Raw genomic sequence first — 14,626 nt, forward strand, 5'->3', positions numbered from 1 at the left:
TGACGAGGAGCGAGATGACTGAACAGGCGCACCCCCCGAAGAAGGCGCCCCGCAGCAAGCGGGAGGCCGCGCTCGACGCGGCCGTCGAGCTGTTCATGTCCGGCGGCTTCGACCGGACCTCGATGGACGCCGTGGCGGCCCGCGCAGGCATCTCCAAGACGACCGTCTACGCCCACTTCGGCGACAAGCTGGAGCTCTTCCGCGCCGTGACCGAACGCGCCGGCACGTCCCTGGACCTGGACCTCGACCGGGTCGTACTCGCCTCCGCGGACGACCCCGAGGACCGGCTCACCCACATCTTCTTCAAGGTCCTGGAGGCCACCAGCGCCCCGCAGTACCTGTCCTTCGTCCGCGTCATGGCCGCCGAGTCGGCCCGGTATCCGGAACTGGTCGAGACCGTACGCTCCCTGGGCGTGCCGCACGTCGTCGACGTGGTGGCCACGACCCTCCGCGAGGACGCCGTCCGGCGCGGGTACGCCCTGCCGGACCCCGAGGCGTACGCCGGGCTGTTCATCCGGATGGCGGCGGCCGGTGTGCAGATGGACGCACTGCTCGGCATGGGCGGCGGACGCGACGCCGCGTTCCTGGAGGCACTGGCCCGCTGGACGGCGGTCGTCTTCCTGCGGGCTCTGCGCAACGGAGATGCCGGCGATCTGCCGAAGGTCCCCGACGGCGCCGGCGACGTCTTCTCCTGGGCGCCCCGCTCGTCGTCCTGACCGCACTCGGGCGCCGGCGGGGCGGCGCCCGAGAACTTTCCGTGAGGTACGCAGACCTCTTGACCCGCCATATGAACTGGACCGTACAGTGCGGCATCGATCGACGCCGCCAGGTGCCGTAGCGCAGCCCTTCTGCGCATCCGCACCGCCCCCGGACCGTATGGCGGGCGTGCGTCACCCCTCGCGTGCGGAAGGACGACGATGTCCCCGAACCCTCATGGCGACCCCACGACACCGACACCGACACCGGCACCCGACAGGCCGGCACAGCACACCGCGGGCTCCCTCCGTGAGTACGTGACCTCCCTGCGGGGTTACCCCACGCCCGCATGGCGGGCCGCGATCGCCTGCGCGCTGGCCATGGCCCTGAGCCCGGCCGCCCTCAATTCCACGATCACGTTCTTCGTCGGGCCCGTCTCCCGGGACTTCGGCTGGTCGCAGTCGCAGACGCTGACCGTCTTCAACATCCCGACCGTCGCCGCCCCGATCGTCCTGCCGCTGGCCGGCCGCTGGGTCGACCGCTGGGGTGCCCGTGCCGTCGCGGTGCCGGGCGCTGCGCTGTACGCCCTCTTCACCGCGGCGACCGCCCTCGCCGGCGGCGACACCGTGCTGCTGCTGTTGCCGCTGTTCGCCGCCACCGTCTGCGGCTACATCGCCATCATGGGCGTGTTCTACAAGGTCGTCGCGGAGTGGTTCCCCCATCACCGGGGGTCGGGCTACTCGCTGTTCATCGGTGCCGCCACCAGCCTGGGCGCAGCGGTCCTGTCCCCGCTGTGCCAGCTGTCCGTCGACGGGCTCGGCTGGCGCCAGACCTACCTCCTGCTCGCCCTGTGCATCCTCGTGATCGTCTTCCCCGCCCAGTACTTCCTGCTCTCCGACCCGCCGCGGGCCCGTGAGAGCGACAGTGCGGGGAAGGCCGTACCAGGGGCGGAAGAACTGCCCGGCATGCCTCTCGGCGCTGCGTTGCGCTCCCCGGGCTGGTTGCTCACGGCGGGAGCCATGGTGCTGATCGCGGCGGTGGCGATGAGTGTGCGGCTCAACGCAGTCTCCCTGTTCGGCGACCGCGGCTATTCGGCGACGGTCGTCGCTCTGTCGTTGTCCGTGCTGCTCCTGTCCTCGATCGGCGGCCAGTTCCTCGCCGGAGTCGCCATGGACCGGTCGAGGAGCGCACGCGCCTTCGCGCCGTTCGTCGCGTGCCTCGTGGCAGGCATGCTCGCGATCTTCGCCGCCCGGGGCGGCACCTGGGCCCTGCTTCTGGCCATGGGGCTGCTCGGCATGGTGATGGGCGCCGAGTCCTCGGTCGGGCCGTATCTCGTGGCCCGCTACTTCGGCCTGCGCGCCTTCGCGCAGATACAGGGCACGACGCTGGGTGTCGTGGCCCTCTTCGGCGTCGGACTGTCCCCGGTGGTGGTGCAGCGGACAGCCGAGGCCACGGGCAGTTACCAGGGTCCGCTGATCACCCTGACCATGGTGAGTGTCCTCACTGTGGCCCTCGTCTTCCTGCTCCCGCGGTATCCGGTCGGCGCGAAGGGCGAGCCGGCGGTCGCGGACGAGGCACGGTCGGAAGCGGGCTGACGTCCGCCCGGCGGACGTCCGGGCCTGCGCGCACGCCTGTTGCCCGCGCCGGGTGTCGGCGCGGGCAACATCTCGCCGTCGAAGCCGGGGGTCTGGGCTACGAGGCGCTCACCGTCTGCGGGCCGGGCGCAGGTGCCGACCCCGGCAGGGCCGCCGGAGGTCCGGGCAGCGGAGGCGGGGGAGGCGGCGGGGACGTCCGCAGCGGGCGGAGCACGTTCGCCCAGCGGGCGAGTTCCGCGAGCATGGGCCCGACGGACCCGGCGACGGGCGGGGGCGGGGTGAACACCCCGTCCTCGATGTGCTGCATGACGAAGGGCACTGCGACCCCTTCCGGGACCGGCATCATGCGTACGGTCGTGACGATCTGCTTCATCACCTGCACCGAGCGCAGACCGCCGGCGATTCCGCCGTAGCTGACGAAGCCGACCGGTGCGTACATCCACTCGTTGTGAAGGTAGTCCACGGCGTTGAGCAGGCTGACCGAGGGGCCGTAGTTGTACTCCGGGGTCACGAAGACGAAGGCGTCCGCCTCCTTGATCTTCGCGCTCCAGCGTCGCGTGTGCTCGTGCTCGTAGCGGCCCGCCCGGGGGTGGCCCGGTTCGTCGAGGAGCGGGAGGCCGTAGTCGGCGAGATCGACCAACTCCACCTCGAAGCCGCCGTGCTTCCGGGCCGCCTCCGCCGCCCATGCCGCGATCGGCAGCGCCAGTCGGCCCGGCCGGGTGCTGCCCACGATGACCTGCAGTCGTGGAGGCATCGACGGAGGGGTCGGCGGTTCCCTGCGGACAGCGGGCTCGGACATGGGCTCTCCCTGCTGAGCGAGACGATGGATTACATGAACTGTACCGTTCAGTTCAGTATGCTTGTCAAGGCCGGCCGAACCCACACGGAGAGGTACGGATATCCGACGAGGCGGCCAGTTCGCGGGCCGGACGGAAAGCCGGCCGGCAGACCCCAGGAACGCGAAAAGCCGTTCTCCCCTGTATGAGAGAACGGCTTCCGACCTGCATCAAAGCTGGTCGGGACGACAGGATTTGAACCTGCGACCCCTTGACCCCCAGTTGTGGAGCCACTGAGCGGTGTGCGCCGGGTCGTTCTTCGAGGTCAGTGTCCAGCGTACTCAGCCGAGTAAAGGAGTCTGCGCACTCAGGCTTCCGCCGGACAGCCACGCCGCCTCACGCACCGCCTTCCACTGGTCGAGCGGAGCCGCTACAAGCCCCCCGCCGCCGAGAGGGCGTCTTCTGGACGCGATCCTCAACGTGAACCGGACCGGGATCCCCTGGCGTCACCTCCTGCTCGCCTACCCGCAACGGCTGCCGCCGTGGTAGGTTATAGGTCGACCACTAACGTAGGAGTGAAGATGACAGGCAAGGAAGACGACGCCAGCCGCCGCACCGCTGCCCAGCACGCCCTGGCCGAGCACCTGCGCCTTACCGCCGCAGGACGCACCGACGAATGGGTGGAGCTGTTCGCCCCGGACGCGGTGCTCGAGTTCCCGTACGCGCCGGCCGGCGTCCCCCAGCGGGTGACGGGGCGAGAGGCACTGCGCGCGCACATGAGCAACTTTCCCGAGACCTTCGACGTGGAGTTCGTCGACCTGGTGTTCCATGACACGGTCGATCCGAGTCTGGTGATCGCTGAATTCCGCTCGAAGGGCACGGCGCTGCCGACCGGCAAGCCGTACGAGCAGACGTGCATCTCCGTCGTGCGGACCGATGACGACGGGCGCATCACCCACTACCTGGACTACTGGAACCCACTGGTGGCGATCGAGGCGCTCACGCCCGACGACGTGCCGTCCGACTCCGACCTCAGCGTGACTTTTGGGGGCTGAGGGGAGCCGTGTTTGACTGACGCCCATGCCTGCCGCCGGTACCAGCACGAAGAGCGACGAACGACGCCGGGCCATCATGGCCGCCGCGGTCGACTGCTTCGCGCAAAAAGGTTTCTACGGTACGACGACGCACGAGATCGCAGCGTGGGTCGGCGTCTCTCAGCCGTACCTCTACCGCCTGTACCCGAACAAAGAAGCGCTGTTCGCAGCGGCGGTCGACCACGTGTCCGTCGTCATGACCGACACGCTGGTCGCGCACTCGCCGGCGTCGGGCGGGACGAGGTTGGCGCCCGAGGCGGCGTTGGATGCCGCACGCGGCGCCTACGCCGCGCTCGTCGCGGACCGGAACATCCTGCGTTTCCTCATGCACGCGAACTGTGCCGTCGGCGAGCCGCTGGTGGCACAGGCCGTGCGCCGGTGCTACGCCAAGCAGGTCGACACCGTTCGGCAGCTGCTGGGCGACGACGACGCCGTGCGGCGCTGGTTCGGCGCCGGAATGCTCGACAACGTGGTCGCCGTGCTGGGCCTGGCCGACATCGATGAGCCGTGGGCGCACGTCCTCACCGCTCGATGACCCGACACCGGCAGTTCGGCGACGACGGCCCCGATTCTTCCTCGTACGCCGGCTCGACCGGTGGGACTCGGCTTCATCGCCCAAGCGATCACGAGCTTCTCCCGCTCGGCCTGGACCTCCTGCAGCTGCTTGGCCAACTCCGCAGCGACGTGCCCAGTTCACTCCGGCGAGCCGTGATCCGCTCCAGCTCCTGCATCCCCGCACCCTCCCACGCTCTCCCGGCGTACCTGCCCGGCCACGGATCGTAAGAGCGGTGCAGCAGAACCCGAAGACGGCCCCGAACGACATGTCAGACGATCTTCGCCGTGGACTTCGGCCGGCGACTAGCGCGAGTAGCTCTCCCGGCCCTCACACCAGACCCGTGACCAGCAACTTCACGATGCACACCACTCCATGGGCCCCGACTACCTGGAGGACTGGACCCAGGTGAAGACAGTGGTCACCAACGGCGGCTGAAGGGCCACTCGGGAGGGTATCCGCATCGCCGACGGGACCGAAGCCCCGGACGAGGTCCGCGCGATGGCCGCCAGGCACCACGACGAGGAGCAGCTCATCGCCCTGGTGTCCCTGCTCGCGGCCATCGCTCCATTCAGCCGGCCAGCGGGAAGTGGCAGGCCACCTGGCGGCCGGCGGCGCCCGGCGCGAGCCGCGGGCGTTCCGCCGCGCACCGCTCCTGGGCGTAGGGGCAGCGGGTGCGGAACGGGCAACCTGTGGGTTTGTCCACCGGGTTGGGCACCTCCCCGGTCAGGACGATCCGTTCCCGGGGCGGCCCGTCGTCCGCGAGCGTGCCGTCGTCGATGTCCGGGACCGCCGACAGCAGGGCCTGGGTGTACGGGTGCGCGGGGGCCGTGTACAGCGCCTCCGTCTCGGCGAGTTCGACGATCTCGCCGAGGTACATGACAGCGATCCGGTCCGACACGTGCCGTACGACTCCGAGGTCGTGCGCGATGAAGACGTAGGTGAGGGCGAACTCCTCCTGGAGGTCGGCGAACAGGTTCAGCACCTGGGCCTGGATCGACACGTCTAGCGCGGACACCGGTTCGTCGGCGACGATCAGCTTCGGGCTGGTGGCCAGGGCCCGCGCGATGCCGATGCGCTGGCGCTGGCCGCCGGAGAACTCGTGCGGATACCGGTCCAGATGCGCCGTCGCCAGTCCTACGACGTCGAAGAGCTCGGCGACCCGCCGGCGCACCGCGCCCGCGTCGCCGTACCGGTGTACGAGCAGCGGCTCGGCGACGATGTCCCCGGCGCGGCGGCGGGGGTTGAGGGAGGCCTGCGGGTCCTGGAAGACCAGTTGCATGCCCGGCCGCACCGGGCGCAGGCGGCGCGTGGAGAGGGTGGAGATGTCCTGCCCGTCGAACTCGACCCGCCCGCCGGTGAGTCCGGTGAGCCGGACAAGACAGCGGGCCAGCGTGGACTTGCCGCAGCCCGACTCGCCGACGACACCGAGGGTCTCGCCGCCGCGCACCTCCAGGGAGACACCGTCGACGGCGCGCAGGACCCGGCGCGCGCCCCGGAGGGGGTAGTGCTTGGTGATGTCCGTGGCGCGCAGCAGTACGTCGTGCGCGGGGACGGTCGTACCGTCTTGCGCTGTCGTCACGACGCCACCTCCGTGTCCTGGTCCCTGCCTTGCTTCCCGTCGGCCGCTGGTGCGGTCAGCCGCAGTCCCGCGCGGTCGTCCGGTGCGAGCCAGCAGGCGTCCAGGTGCGAGGCGTCCTCGCCGCCGGGGGTCAGCACGGGCCGCTCCGCGCACCGGTCGTGGCGGAGTCGGCAGCGCGGGGCGAACGCGCAGCCCTCCGGAAGGGCGCCGGGCGAGACCGGCACGCCCGCGATGGTGGGCAGCCGGCGCAGCCGGGGGCCGCCCACGCGGGGCACCGAGTCCAGCAGGCCCCAGGTGTACGGGTGCCGCGGGCCGTGGAACACCGCCCGCCGCGGGCCCTCCTCGGCCGCCCGGCCGCCGTACATGACGAGGACCCGGTCGGCGATCTGCGAGACCACGCCCATGTCATGGGTGATGAGCACCATCGCCGAGCCGCGGGCGTTCAACTCCCGCATCAGATCGAGGATCTGCGCCTGGACGGTGACGTCCAGCGCCGTGGTCGGCTCGTCGGCGATCAGCAGCGCGGGGTCGCAGGAGAGGGCCATCGCGATGACCGCGCGCTGGCGCATGCCGCCGGAGAACTCGTGCGGATAGGCGTGCGCCCGGGAGGCCGCGTCGGGGATGCCGACGTCGGAGAGCAGCCGTACCGCGCGGGCCCCGGCCTCCTTGCGGGAGACCTTCTCGTGCGCCCGGATCTGTTCGGCGATCTGCCAGCCCACGGTGTAGACGGGGGTCAGGGCGGTCATCGGGTCCTGGAAGACCATGGCGATCTCCCGGCCGCGCACCGCCCGCATCTCCTTGGCGGGCAGCGTCAGCAAGTCCCGTCCCCGGAAGCGGACTTCGCCCGACACGGTGACGTTCGGGTGGGTGAGCAGCCGCAGTACGGCCAGCATCGACACGCTCTTGCCCGAGCCCGACTCGCCCACCACGCCCAGGACCTCGCCGGGCGCGACGGCGAAGGAGAGTCCGTCGACGGCGGTGACCAGGCCTTGGCGGGTGCGGAACCGCACCCGCAGGTCTCGTACGTCCAGCAGGGGATCAGGCATGGCGGGCCCTCGGGTCGAGTCGCGCGTACAGGATGTCCACCAGGGCGTTGGCGAGGACCACGAAGAACGCCGCGTACAGGACGGTCCCCATGATCACCGGCAGGTCGAGGTTCTGGAGGGCGTCGTAGGTGAGCTTGCCGATGCCGGGCAGTCCGAAGACCACCTCGGTCAGCAGCGCGGCCCCGCCGACGAGCGCGCCGAAGTCCAGGCCGAACAGCGAGACGATCGGGATCAGGGAGCAGCGCAGCGCGTGCCGGAGCAGGATCCGCCGTTCCGAGAGGCCCTTGGCGCGGGCGGTGCGGACGTAGTCCTCGCCGAGCGCGGTGACGACCTCGCCGCGCAGCAGCCGGGCGTAGATCCCGGCGTAGAGCAGGGCCAGGGTCAGCCAGGGGAAGAGCATGTGCAGCGCCCACTGGCCGGGGTCCTGGCCCAGGCCGACGTAGCCGGGTGGCGGCACCCAGGAGAAGAGGGAGTCGTGGAACTGCTTCTGGGTGAGGAGGTTGACGACCTCGCCGAGCCAGTAGGCGGGGAGGGAGACGCCGACGACACCGACCAGCATGATCAGCGGGTCGGCGGCCCTGCCGCGCAGGGTCGCCGCCGCCGTGCCCATGAGGATCCCGGCCGTCATCCAGATCAGGGCCGCGCCGACGACCAGGGAGAGGGTGACCGGGGTGGCCTGCACGATCTGCGGGATGACCTTGGAGCCGCGGTTGACGAACGACTCAAGGTCCCGGTCGATCAGCAGGTGCCGCATCATCAGCAGATAGCGGACGGGCAGCGGCCGGTCGAGGCCGAAGGAGTGCCGCACCTGGGCGAGGGTGGCCGCGTCCGCGTTGCGGCCCGCGATCCGGGCCGCCGGGTCGACGCCCGGGGTGGCGAAGAAGATCAGGAACACCATCACACTGATCGCGAACATCACCAGCAGGGCCGAGCCGAAGCGTTTGAGGGCGAAGGCGAGCATGGTCACACCCCTCCGCGCAGCCGGGCGCCCGGGTCGAGGGCGTCGCGCACCCCGTCGCCGAGGACGTTGAGCGCGGCCGTGGTCAGCGCGATCAGCAGACCGGGGGCGATGGTCACGGTGGGACGGGTGTAGAGCAGTCCCAGACCGTCCTGGATGATCGTGCCCCAGCTGGCGTCGGGGGGCTGGACACCCACCGACAGGAAGGACAGCGCCGACTCGGTCAGCATGGCCAGCGCGGTCATCAGCGGCACGAAGACGATGGCTGTGGGGACGACGTTCGGCAGCACCTCGCGGCGCAGGATGCGCAGGGTGGGGGCGCCGGAGCCGATGGCCGCCTGGATGTACTCCTTGTTCCGCAGCACCAGCACCTGACCGCGCAACGGCCTCGCGATGTACGGCACATAGATCGCCGCGATGATCGTGATCGGCAGCCAGAGGCTGCCGGCCTCCACGGTGACAGGGCCCAGCTTGAGGCCGTTCGTGAGCAGGACCACCGACAGACAGATCGCCAGCAGGTACACCGGGAACGCCCAGATGACGTCCAGGATCCGGGAGATGACCGAGTCCACCACCCCGCCCGCGTACCCGGCGACCACACCGACGGCCGTCCCGACGGCACAGGACAGCAGGGCCGCCGTCACCCCGATGAACAGGCTCGTGCGGCCGCCGTACAGCAGGCGGGCCATGACGTCGCGGCCCTGGTTGTCGGCGCCGAGGAAGTAGTGGGCGGGGTCCCAGGTCGGGCCGATGGGCGTGACGCCGAGGCCGAGGCCGGTGCTGCTCGGGGTGAGCACCGGCACGGTCCTGCCGTCGATGACCGTGGTGCCGGAGACATGGGACTGGAACGGGTCGGTGCGGGCGATGTGGTCCGCGTACAGCGGTGCGCACAGAGTCGCCAGCACGACGAGGAGCAGGACCGCGGCGGCGGCCAGCGCCGACCTGTTGCGGAGCAGGTCTGCGGCGGCCGTCCGCCAGGGGCCCGGCGAGCGCCGGGCCCCGGTCGACGGGACGGAGTTCACCGCGGGAGCGACTGCGGGGGTCATTTCACCCACAGTTGCCCGAGCAGCATGTAGAACTGCTTGCTGAACCGGTAGTTGCCCACCCGGGTCGAGGTGAAGTCGATCAGCTTCGGGTTGATCAGCGGGACCACCGGCGACTCACTCATGATCTCCTGGTCGATGGCGCCCCACTGCTTGTTCGCGGTCGCCTGGTCGGTCTGCGCGGTCTTGATCGCCGTCTGCATGCTGGCGTCGACGCCCTTGTCGCAGAACCCGGAGATGTTGATGCTGGAGTCGCTGCCGGGGTGATAACTGGCGCAGGACAGCAGGACGTTGAGGAAGTCGGAAGCCGCCGGATAGTCCTGGTACCAGGACGTGAGGGCCAGCTGCACCTTGTTCTTGGTGTTCTGGATGTAGGTGAACTGGATGTTCGCCGACAGCGGCTTGAGCGTCGCCTTGTAGCCGAGTTGGGTGAGCAGGCTCTGGAGGTACTGCCCGATCGATTTGTTGACGTCGTCGTCCTGGACGACGATCCCGACCTCCTGACCGGCCGTACCGGACTTCTTCACCAGCTCCTTGGCCTTGGCGAGGTCCGCGGCCTTCCAGGTGGTGCCGCCGCCCTTGGTGTAGTCGCACGTGTCGACGTGTCCGGGGAAGCCCGGCGGGAGGATCGTGCAGGCGGGGGAGGCGAGGTTCGTGCCGCCGTACAGCCGGACGACGGCGGACCGGTCGACGGCGTAGTTGATCGCCTGGCGAGCCAGTTTGTTGTTGAACGGCGCCATGTTGACGTTGAGCGTGGCGTACCAGAACGCGGTCAGCGGATTCACATGCGCCTGGGAGGCGTACTTGGTCCCGATCTCGTTGAGGCGGTCGGCGGGCGGCGGGTCGTACATCCAGTCCGCCTGTCCGTTCTCCACGGCGGTCACCTCCGACTCGACCGTCTGGCCGAAGGTGTAGTCGATGTTGTCCGGGTAGCCCTGCGGCTGCGCCTCGCGCGACCATTCCTTGAAGTGCGGGTTACGCACCAGCTTCAGCGCCCGGTTGGGGTCGTACGACGCCGCCATGTACGGGCCCGTCGTCGGGAGCGGCTTGGTGCCCGCGTCCTTCGCCGACGAGTCCTTCGGGACGATGCTGGCGTGCGGGACGGCCAGCTTGTACGCGAACTCCGAGTCGGCGGCGGTCAGGTTGATGGTGACCGTGCCCGTTTTCGCGTCGCCGATCACGCCCTTGGACAGCGTGCAGGAGGCCGGCGTCTTCAGACAGGCGTCGGCGCCGACGATGCCGTTGTAGAAGGTGCCCGCGGTGGGGCTGGAGACCTTGAAGATCCGTTCGAAGGACGCCACCACGTCGTCGGTGGTCAGGGCCTTGCCGTTGGAGAAGGTGACGCCCTTGCGGAGCGTGAAGGTGTAGGTCTTGCCGCCGTTGCTGACCTTCGGCATGGCGGTGGCCAGGTCCGGGACGACGGTGAAGGACTCCTGCCCGTTCACCTTCTTGAAGGCCAGCAGTCCGTCGTACATCGACTGGTACAGCTGCCAGTACTGGAGCGTGTAGTTGACCTGCGGATCGAAGCTGCCCGCCGCCGCGTGGGCGACCAGCTTCAGGGTGCCGCCCTTGTGCTGTGACTGGAAGGCGGCGGAACCCGAGCCGGAGGTGGAGCTGCTCGGGTCGGAGGAGGAGCCGTCGTCGGAGGACGAACAGGCGGCGGCGGTCAGGGCGAGCGCGACGGTGGCGGCGGCGAACGCGCTCCGTCTGGCACGGTGCGGCAGGGCGCTGCGAGGCATAGTGGTGAACTCTCCCGGTCTCGGTCGGGGATCAGTCGGTGGAGTCGAGGAACTCGCCGACGACCCGGAGGTAGAGCTCCTCCTCCTCGACGTGCGGCATGTGGCTCGAATGCTCGAACATGTGCCAGCGCACATCGGGGATGCGGTCGGCGAAGGGGCGGAGGGTCTCGGGAGTGGCCTCGTCGAACCGTCCCGACACCAGCAGGGTCGGCGCCTCGACCAGGTGCAGCCGGTCGATGACGGACCAGTCCTTGAGGGTGCCGACGACGTGGAACTCGTTCGGGCCGTTCATCGTGTGGTACACGGTCGGGTCGGCCTCGATGTTGTCCCAAGTCGCCTGGACCTCCGGCGGATTGGGGGTGAGGCGGCAGACATGGCGGTTGTTGAAGACCTGTTCGGCCGCCCGGTAGTCGGGGTGGTCCGTGGTCCCGGCCTCCTCGTGGGCGAGCAGGGTCCGCTGGACCTCCTCCGGCAGTTCGGCGCGGAGTTCGGCCGCCGCCTTGAGCCACAGCTCCATGGACGCGGGGGAGTTGGCGATGACCAGACCTCGCAACCCGGGTGGGCGGCGCACCGCGTGCTCGGCGGCGAGCATGCCGCCCCAGGACTGACCGAGGATGTGGTACGCGTCGGCGATGCCCAGTTCCCTGAGCAGGTTGTCGAGTTCGTCGAGGAAGAGCTGGACGGTCCAGAAATCGGCGCCCTTGGCGGGCAGATGGGTGGAGTGTCCGGTGCCGAGCTGGTCGTAGTGGATCACGGAGCGGCCCTGTCGGGAGATGCCCGCGATGCTGAGGGTGTAGTTGTGCCCGGCGCCGGGGCCGCCGTGCAGGACCACCAGGGGTGTCCTGCCCGGTTCGCCGGTGATCCGGTACCAGGTGGAATAGCCGTTGAAGTCGGCGGTTCCGGTGTGGTTCGGTTCGGGGATCGCCACGGGGAAGCCTCCCAGACCGGCCGGAATCAGCCGACCGCTGTCTGAAAAAGTTGGGGGGTGACGGATGAGTGAGATAGTGATGGGGAAAAAGGTCAGCCCACAAGACCTTTTGGTCGGGCCAGGGCAAGACGTAACGGCGGGTTTACGTGGGTCGCCTGCGTTTACAGAAGCGACGATTTTCGGGAGGACACCTGACATCCGCATCAGAGTCAGCTGAGTCACCTGACTCGCTCGGGCCTTCGGGAAACCGTGATGAGTACGCGCGCCTGATCGACCGCGTCCTCCTCGGCGGCAGCCTCTCCTCCACGCTTCGCCCGGTGCGGGTGACCTCGGCCGTCGACGAGGTCGCCGACCGGCTCCTCACCGCGATCGCCGTGGGCGACTTCCTGCCCGGCGAACGGCTCCCGGCCGAGCGCGAGCTCACCGGGCTGCTGCACGTCAGCCGCCCCACCGTACGCGAGGCCGTCGGGCGGCTCCAGGCCCTCGGTGTCATCGAGATCCGCCGGGGCCGCAACGGCGGGGCGTTCGTGCAGGACAGCTGGAGCGAGTCCTCCGGGGCCGCGGTCCGACGGACCCTGCTGCCCCGCTGGGAGGAGTTCGAGCAGCTCTTCGACCTGCGCGGGCTGGTGGAGGGCATGGTGGCCGCGACGGCCGCCCGGCGCCGGCGGCCCGAGGACCTGGCGCCGATGCGGGAGGCCCTGTCCGCGCATCTCTCCGCGAGCACGCCCCGCGAGGAGCAGGCCGCCGACAGCGCCTTCCACCGCGCCATCTGCGAGGCCACCCACAACCCCCAGATCACCCGGCTCAGTCGCGAACTGCTGACCCGGATCAGCCTCGGCTTCCCGATCGAGCCGTGGGGAAAGGGCGAGCGCAGCCACTTCCACCGGGCGGGGGAAGGGCACGCCGCCCTCTACGAGGCGATCGCGGCGGGAGAGCCGGAGCGGGCGGAGGAGATCGCCCGGGAGCACTTCATGATCAGCGCGGAGATGATCCGGGAGGTGCTGGCTCGGGTGAGCGGGGAACGGGCTGGGTGAGGGAAGGGCGTGGCGAGGCCGAGCCGAGCGGGCGGAGGGGGTGGTCACGTCCCGGAAGACGAGGGGCATCGTGCCCTGTAATCGCCCTTGCCCGGGCACGACGCCGCACCATTGCCCTCTGATGTACCCGGACTGCCGCGGAACGTACGCGCGCGCTCATGACACCGCCACCGGCCATTCGGACTCGCCACAGCCGGGAGCGGACCTCGCTCATCCCTGAGCCCCCGGGGTGCAGAACCTCTCTACGGAGCGCGCCCACCAACTCGGTCAAGACCAAGCCCGCGCAGTCCTCGGCCCGAACCGCACCCTCCGGTCCCTTCCGCCCTTGCCGCGGTAATGCACCGACTCGGTGATCAGGTCAATGTCATCGACCAACAGGTTGCCGACCTCCGACAACCGCGCCCCCGTATTGCGGTACAGCCGGATGATCGCCTCGTCCCGCAACTGAGCGAACTCGCGGCCCCTACAGGTGCCCAGCACCTTTGAGGTCTCCTCGCCACGGATCACCGGGACCAGCTTCTGCGGCAGCTTCGGCTGACGGACCCGCTCCATCGGCGACCTGACGATCTCGCCCTCGTCGAGCATCAGGCACTTGAAGAACTGCTGCAGCCCCTTGTGCTTGTTCAGCGCCGTCGACGCCGACCGCGTCTCGATCATCCACGCCTGGAACGCCTCCACGTGCGCTCGCGTGACCTCGACCGGATCCTCGGCCGCCGCGCCGGCGTCCTGATCCGGCGAATACTCCCCCAGGAACCGCGCCAGTTGCGCGGCCGCCAGCAGATAGTTGTAGCGCGTGGTCTCCGGGTAATTCCCCGACCGCAGCGAGCGGTCCCAGGCCCGCAGGAATCCCGACCAGGTCTTCGACAGACCCGTGGTCGTTTTCTCCAGGTCCAGCAAGGGCATCTTCGCCAGCCTCCAAGTAAAGGTGCCGATGAGCGGCATACTCAACCCCGAAGCCGGAAACACCCCACGCGAAAAAGGGCCCCCGCAGGCTCTCGCCTGCGAAGACCCTTCGCACCGTCGGGACGACAGGATTTGAACCTGCGACCCCTTGACCCCCAGTCAAGTGCGCTACCAAGCTGCGCCACGTCCCGGTGCCGTTTGACCTGGGATTTCCCCGGTCGAAACGCGCAAGGAAACAATACCGCACTCGGCTCGGTGGTCGCGCACGCCTTTTGTCCCGGCCGGCCGTGGCGGTGCGGGGCGGGTGTTCAGCTCCCGCCCGGCAGCCCCAACTCCGGGTAGGAGTCGAGGAGTCGGGGCGGGGCCGCCTGCCGCCAGGAGTCGGCGAGGATGTCGCGCAGTTCACCCTCGTCCTCCAGGGCGGCGAGCCGGACGCGGACCCAGGCGAACTGGGCCTCATGGTCGGCGATCCAGAACTTGGCCGGCTCGGCGAGCACCAGTTCGTCGCGCTCCTCCTTGGGGCAGCGCACGGCGATGGAGGTCTCGTCCTCGGGCAGCGTGGCGAACATCTTCCCGGCGACCCGGAACGTGGGCATGCTCCAGGCGATCTTCTCGCTGGTGTCCGGCAGGGACAGGGCGACCCGGCGTACGTCTTCGGCTTCCTGCATGTCCCGAACCG

The 14,626-nt window shown here is 69.7% G+C and carries 14 protein-coding genes and 1 tRNA gene; 5 read left to right on the forward strand and 10 right to left on the reverse strand.

Annotated elements, in window-relative coordinates; all coding sequences use genetic code 11:
- The first annotated feature begins 14 nt into the window (after positions 1-14).
- The gene (locus ACFWPQ_RS30700) at positions 15-716 is read left to right on the forward strand and encodes a TetR/AcrR family transcriptional regulator (RefSeq protein ID WP_384041775.1); all 702 of its coding nucleotides are present in this window, start codon (positions 15-17) and stop codon (positions 714-716) included.
- A gap of 297 nt (positions 717-1,013) precedes the next feature.
- Positions 1,014-2,291: an MFS transporter gene (locus ACFWPQ_RS30705; protein ID WP_384041778.1), complete on the forward strand. Its 1,278-nt coding sequence runs from the start codon at positions 1,014-1,016 to the stop codon at positions 2,289-2,291.
- A gap of 97 nt (positions 2,292-2,388) precedes the next feature.
- Here the strand turns inward: ACFWPQ_RS30705 and ACFWPQ_RS30710 are convergent, their stop codons facing one another.
- Positions 2,389-3,090 carry an NADPH-dependent FMN reductase gene (locus ACFWPQ_RS30710; RefSeq protein WP_384041780.1) on the reverse strand — a complete coding sequence of 234 codons (702 nt, stop codon included), beginning with the start codon at positions 3,088-3,090 and terminating at the stop codon, positions 2,389-2,391.
- Positions 3,091-3,648: 558 nt separating this feature from the next.
- Between ACFWPQ_RS30710 and ACFWPQ_RS30715 the strand changes: the two genes are divergently transcribed.
- Together ACFWPQ_RS30715 and ACFWPQ_RS30720 are read left to right on the forward strand one after the other, a co-directional pair.
- Positions 3,649-4,122, forward strand: a complete 474-nt coding sequence (locus ACFWPQ_RS30715) for a nuclear transport factor 2 family protein (protein ID WP_384041783.1) — start codon at positions 3,649-3,651, stop codon at positions 4,120-4,122.
- A gap of 25 nt (positions 4,123-4,147) precedes the next feature.
- Positions 4,148-4,696 carry a TetR/AcrR family transcriptional regulator gene (locus ACFWPQ_RS30720; protein WP_384041786.1) on the forward strand — a complete coding sequence of 183 codons (549 nt, stop codon included), beginning with the start codon at positions 4,148-4,150 and terminating at the stop codon, positions 4,694-4,696.
- Positions 4,697-5,285: 589 nt separating this feature from the next.
- Here ACFWPQ_RS30720 and ACFWPQ_RS30725 read toward each other — a convergent pair.
- The 6 genes from ACFWPQ_RS30725 to ACFWPQ_RS30750 are packed head-to-tail and all read right to left on the reverse strand — an operon-like array spanning position 5,286 to position 12,010.
- Complete coding sequence (locus ACFWPQ_RS30725; protein ID WP_384041788.1) at positions 5,286-6,296, reverse strand: ABC transporter ATP-binding protein; 1,011 nt, start codon at positions 6,294-6,296, stop codon at positions 5,286-5,288.
- Positions 6,293-7,342, reverse strand: coding sequence for an ABC transporter ATP-binding protein (locus ACFWPQ_RS30730; protein WP_384041790.1), 1,050 nt, complete (start codon positions 7,340-7,342; stop codon positions 6,293-6,295). The genes ACFWPQ_RS30725 and ACFWPQ_RS30730 overlap by 4 nt, the downstream gene beginning before the upstream one ends.
- A complete protein-coding gene (locus ACFWPQ_RS30735) occupies positions 7,335-8,303 on the reverse strand; it encodes an ABC transporter permease (protein WP_384042093.1) in 969 nt (322 codons plus the stop codon). Before ACFWPQ_RS30735 ends, ACFWPQ_RS30730 begins: the two co-directional genes overlap by 8 nt.
- 2 nt (positions 8,304-8,305) lie before the next feature.
- Positions 8,306-9,346 (reverse strand): ABC transporter permease, encoded by a 1,041-nt coding sequence (locus tag ACFWPQ_RS30740; protein WP_384041792.1) that lies wholly within the window; start codon positions 9,344-9,346, stop codon positions 8,306-8,308.
- Positions 9,343-11,082 carry an ABC transporter substrate-binding protein gene (locus ACFWPQ_RS30745; protein ID WP_384041795.1) on the reverse strand — a complete coding sequence of 580 codons (1,740 nt, stop codon included), beginning with the start codon at positions 11,080-11,082 and terminating at the stop codon, positions 9,343-9,345. Before ACFWPQ_RS30745 ends, ACFWPQ_RS30740 begins: the two co-directional genes overlap by 4 nt.
- Positions 11,083-11,113: 31 nt before the next feature.
- Positions 11,114-12,010: a proline iminopeptidase-family hydrolase gene (locus tag ACFWPQ_RS30750; RefSeq protein ID WP_384041798.1), complete on the reverse strand. Its 897-nt coding sequence runs from the start codon at positions 12,008-12,010 to the stop codon at positions 11,114-11,116.
- Between the two features lie 317 nt (positions 12,011-12,327).
- On the opposite strand from ACFWPQ_RS30750, the gene ACFWPQ_RS30755 reads away from it, so the two are divergent.
- Complete coding sequence (locus tag ACFWPQ_RS30755) at positions 12,328-13,044, forward strand: FadR/GntR family transcriptional regulator (protein WP_384041800.1); 717 nt, start codon at positions 12,328-12,330, stop codon at positions 13,042-13,044.
- 267 nt (positions 13,045-13,311) lie between these two features.
- Here the strand turns inward: ACFWPQ_RS30755 and ACFWPQ_RS30760 are convergent, their stop codons facing one another.
- The 3 genes from ACFWPQ_RS30760 to ACFWPQ_RS30770 all read right to left on the reverse strand — a co-directional run bounded on the left by ACFWPQ_RS30760 (position 13,312) and on the right by ACFWPQ_RS30770 (position 14,615).
- Entirely contained in the window at positions 13,312-13,947 is a 636-nt protein-coding gene (locus ACFWPQ_RS30760; RefSeq protein ID WP_384041803.1) for a tyrosine-type recombinase/integrase, read from the reverse strand.
- 117 nt (positions 13,948-14,064) lie between these two features.
- A tRNA-Pro gene (locus tag ACFWPQ_RS30765) sits at positions 14,065-14,138 on the reverse strand.
- A gap of 117 nt (positions 14,139-14,255) precedes the next feature.
- Positions 14,256-14,615: an MmcQ/YjbR family DNA-binding protein gene (locus tag ACFWPQ_RS30770; protein WP_361290690.1), complete on the reverse strand. Its 360-nt coding sequence runs from the start codon at positions 14,613-14,615 to the stop codon at positions 14,256-14,258.
- Between the last annotated feature and the right edge of the window lie 11 nt (positions 14,616-14,626).

The organism is Streptomyces sp. NPDC058464 (assembly GCF_042721035.1).
Taxonomy (GTDB): Bacteria; Actinomycetota; Actinomycetes; order Streptomycetales; family Streptomycetaceae; genus Streptomyces.

Excerpts from the sequence above, each read along its gene's own strand:
- ACFWPQ_RS30700 (WP_384041775.1), top strand. The coding sequence starts at position 15 with ATGACTGAACAGGCGCACCCCCCGAAGAAGGCGCCCCGCAGCAAGCGG.
- ACFWPQ_RS30710 (WP_384041780.1), bottom strand. The coding sequence starts at position 3,090 with ATGTCCGAGCCCGCTGTCCGCAGGGAACCGCCGACCCCTCCGTCGATG.
- ACFWPQ_RS30715 (WP_384041783.1), top strand. The coding sequence starts at position 3,649 with ATGACAGGCAAGGAAGACGACGCCAGCCGCCGCACCGCTGCCCAGCAC.
- ACFWPQ_RS30720 (WP_384041786.1), top strand. The coding sequence starts at position 4,148 with ATGCCTGCCGCCGGTACCAGCACGAAGAGCGACGAACGACGCCGGGCC.
- ACFWPQ_RS30730 (WP_384041790.1), bottom strand. The coding sequence starts at position 7,342 with ATGCCTGATCCCCTGCTGGACGTACGAGACCTGCGGGTGCGGTTCCGC.
- ACFWPQ_RS30735 (WP_384042093.1), bottom strand. The coding sequence starts at position 8,303 with ATGCTCGCCTTCGCCCTCAAACGCTTCGGCTCGGCCCTGCTGGTGATG.
- ACFWPQ_RS30740 (WP_384041792.1), bottom strand. The coding sequence starts at position 9,346 with ATGACCCCCGCAGTCGCTCCCGCGGTGAACTCCGTCCCGTCGACCGGG.
- ACFWPQ_RS30745 (WP_384041795.1), bottom strand. The coding sequence starts at position 11,082 with ATGCCTCGCAGCGCCCTGCCGCACCGTGCCAGACGGAGCGCGTTCGCC.
- ACFWPQ_RS30760 (WP_384041803.1), bottom strand. The coding sequence starts at position 13,947 with ATGCCCTTGCTGGACCTGGAGAAAACGACCACGGGTCTGTCGAAGACC.
- ACFWPQ_RS30770 (WP_361290690.1), bottom strand. The coding sequence starts at position 14,615 with ATGCAGGAAGCCGAAGACGTACGCCGGGTCGCCCTGTCCCTGCCGGAC.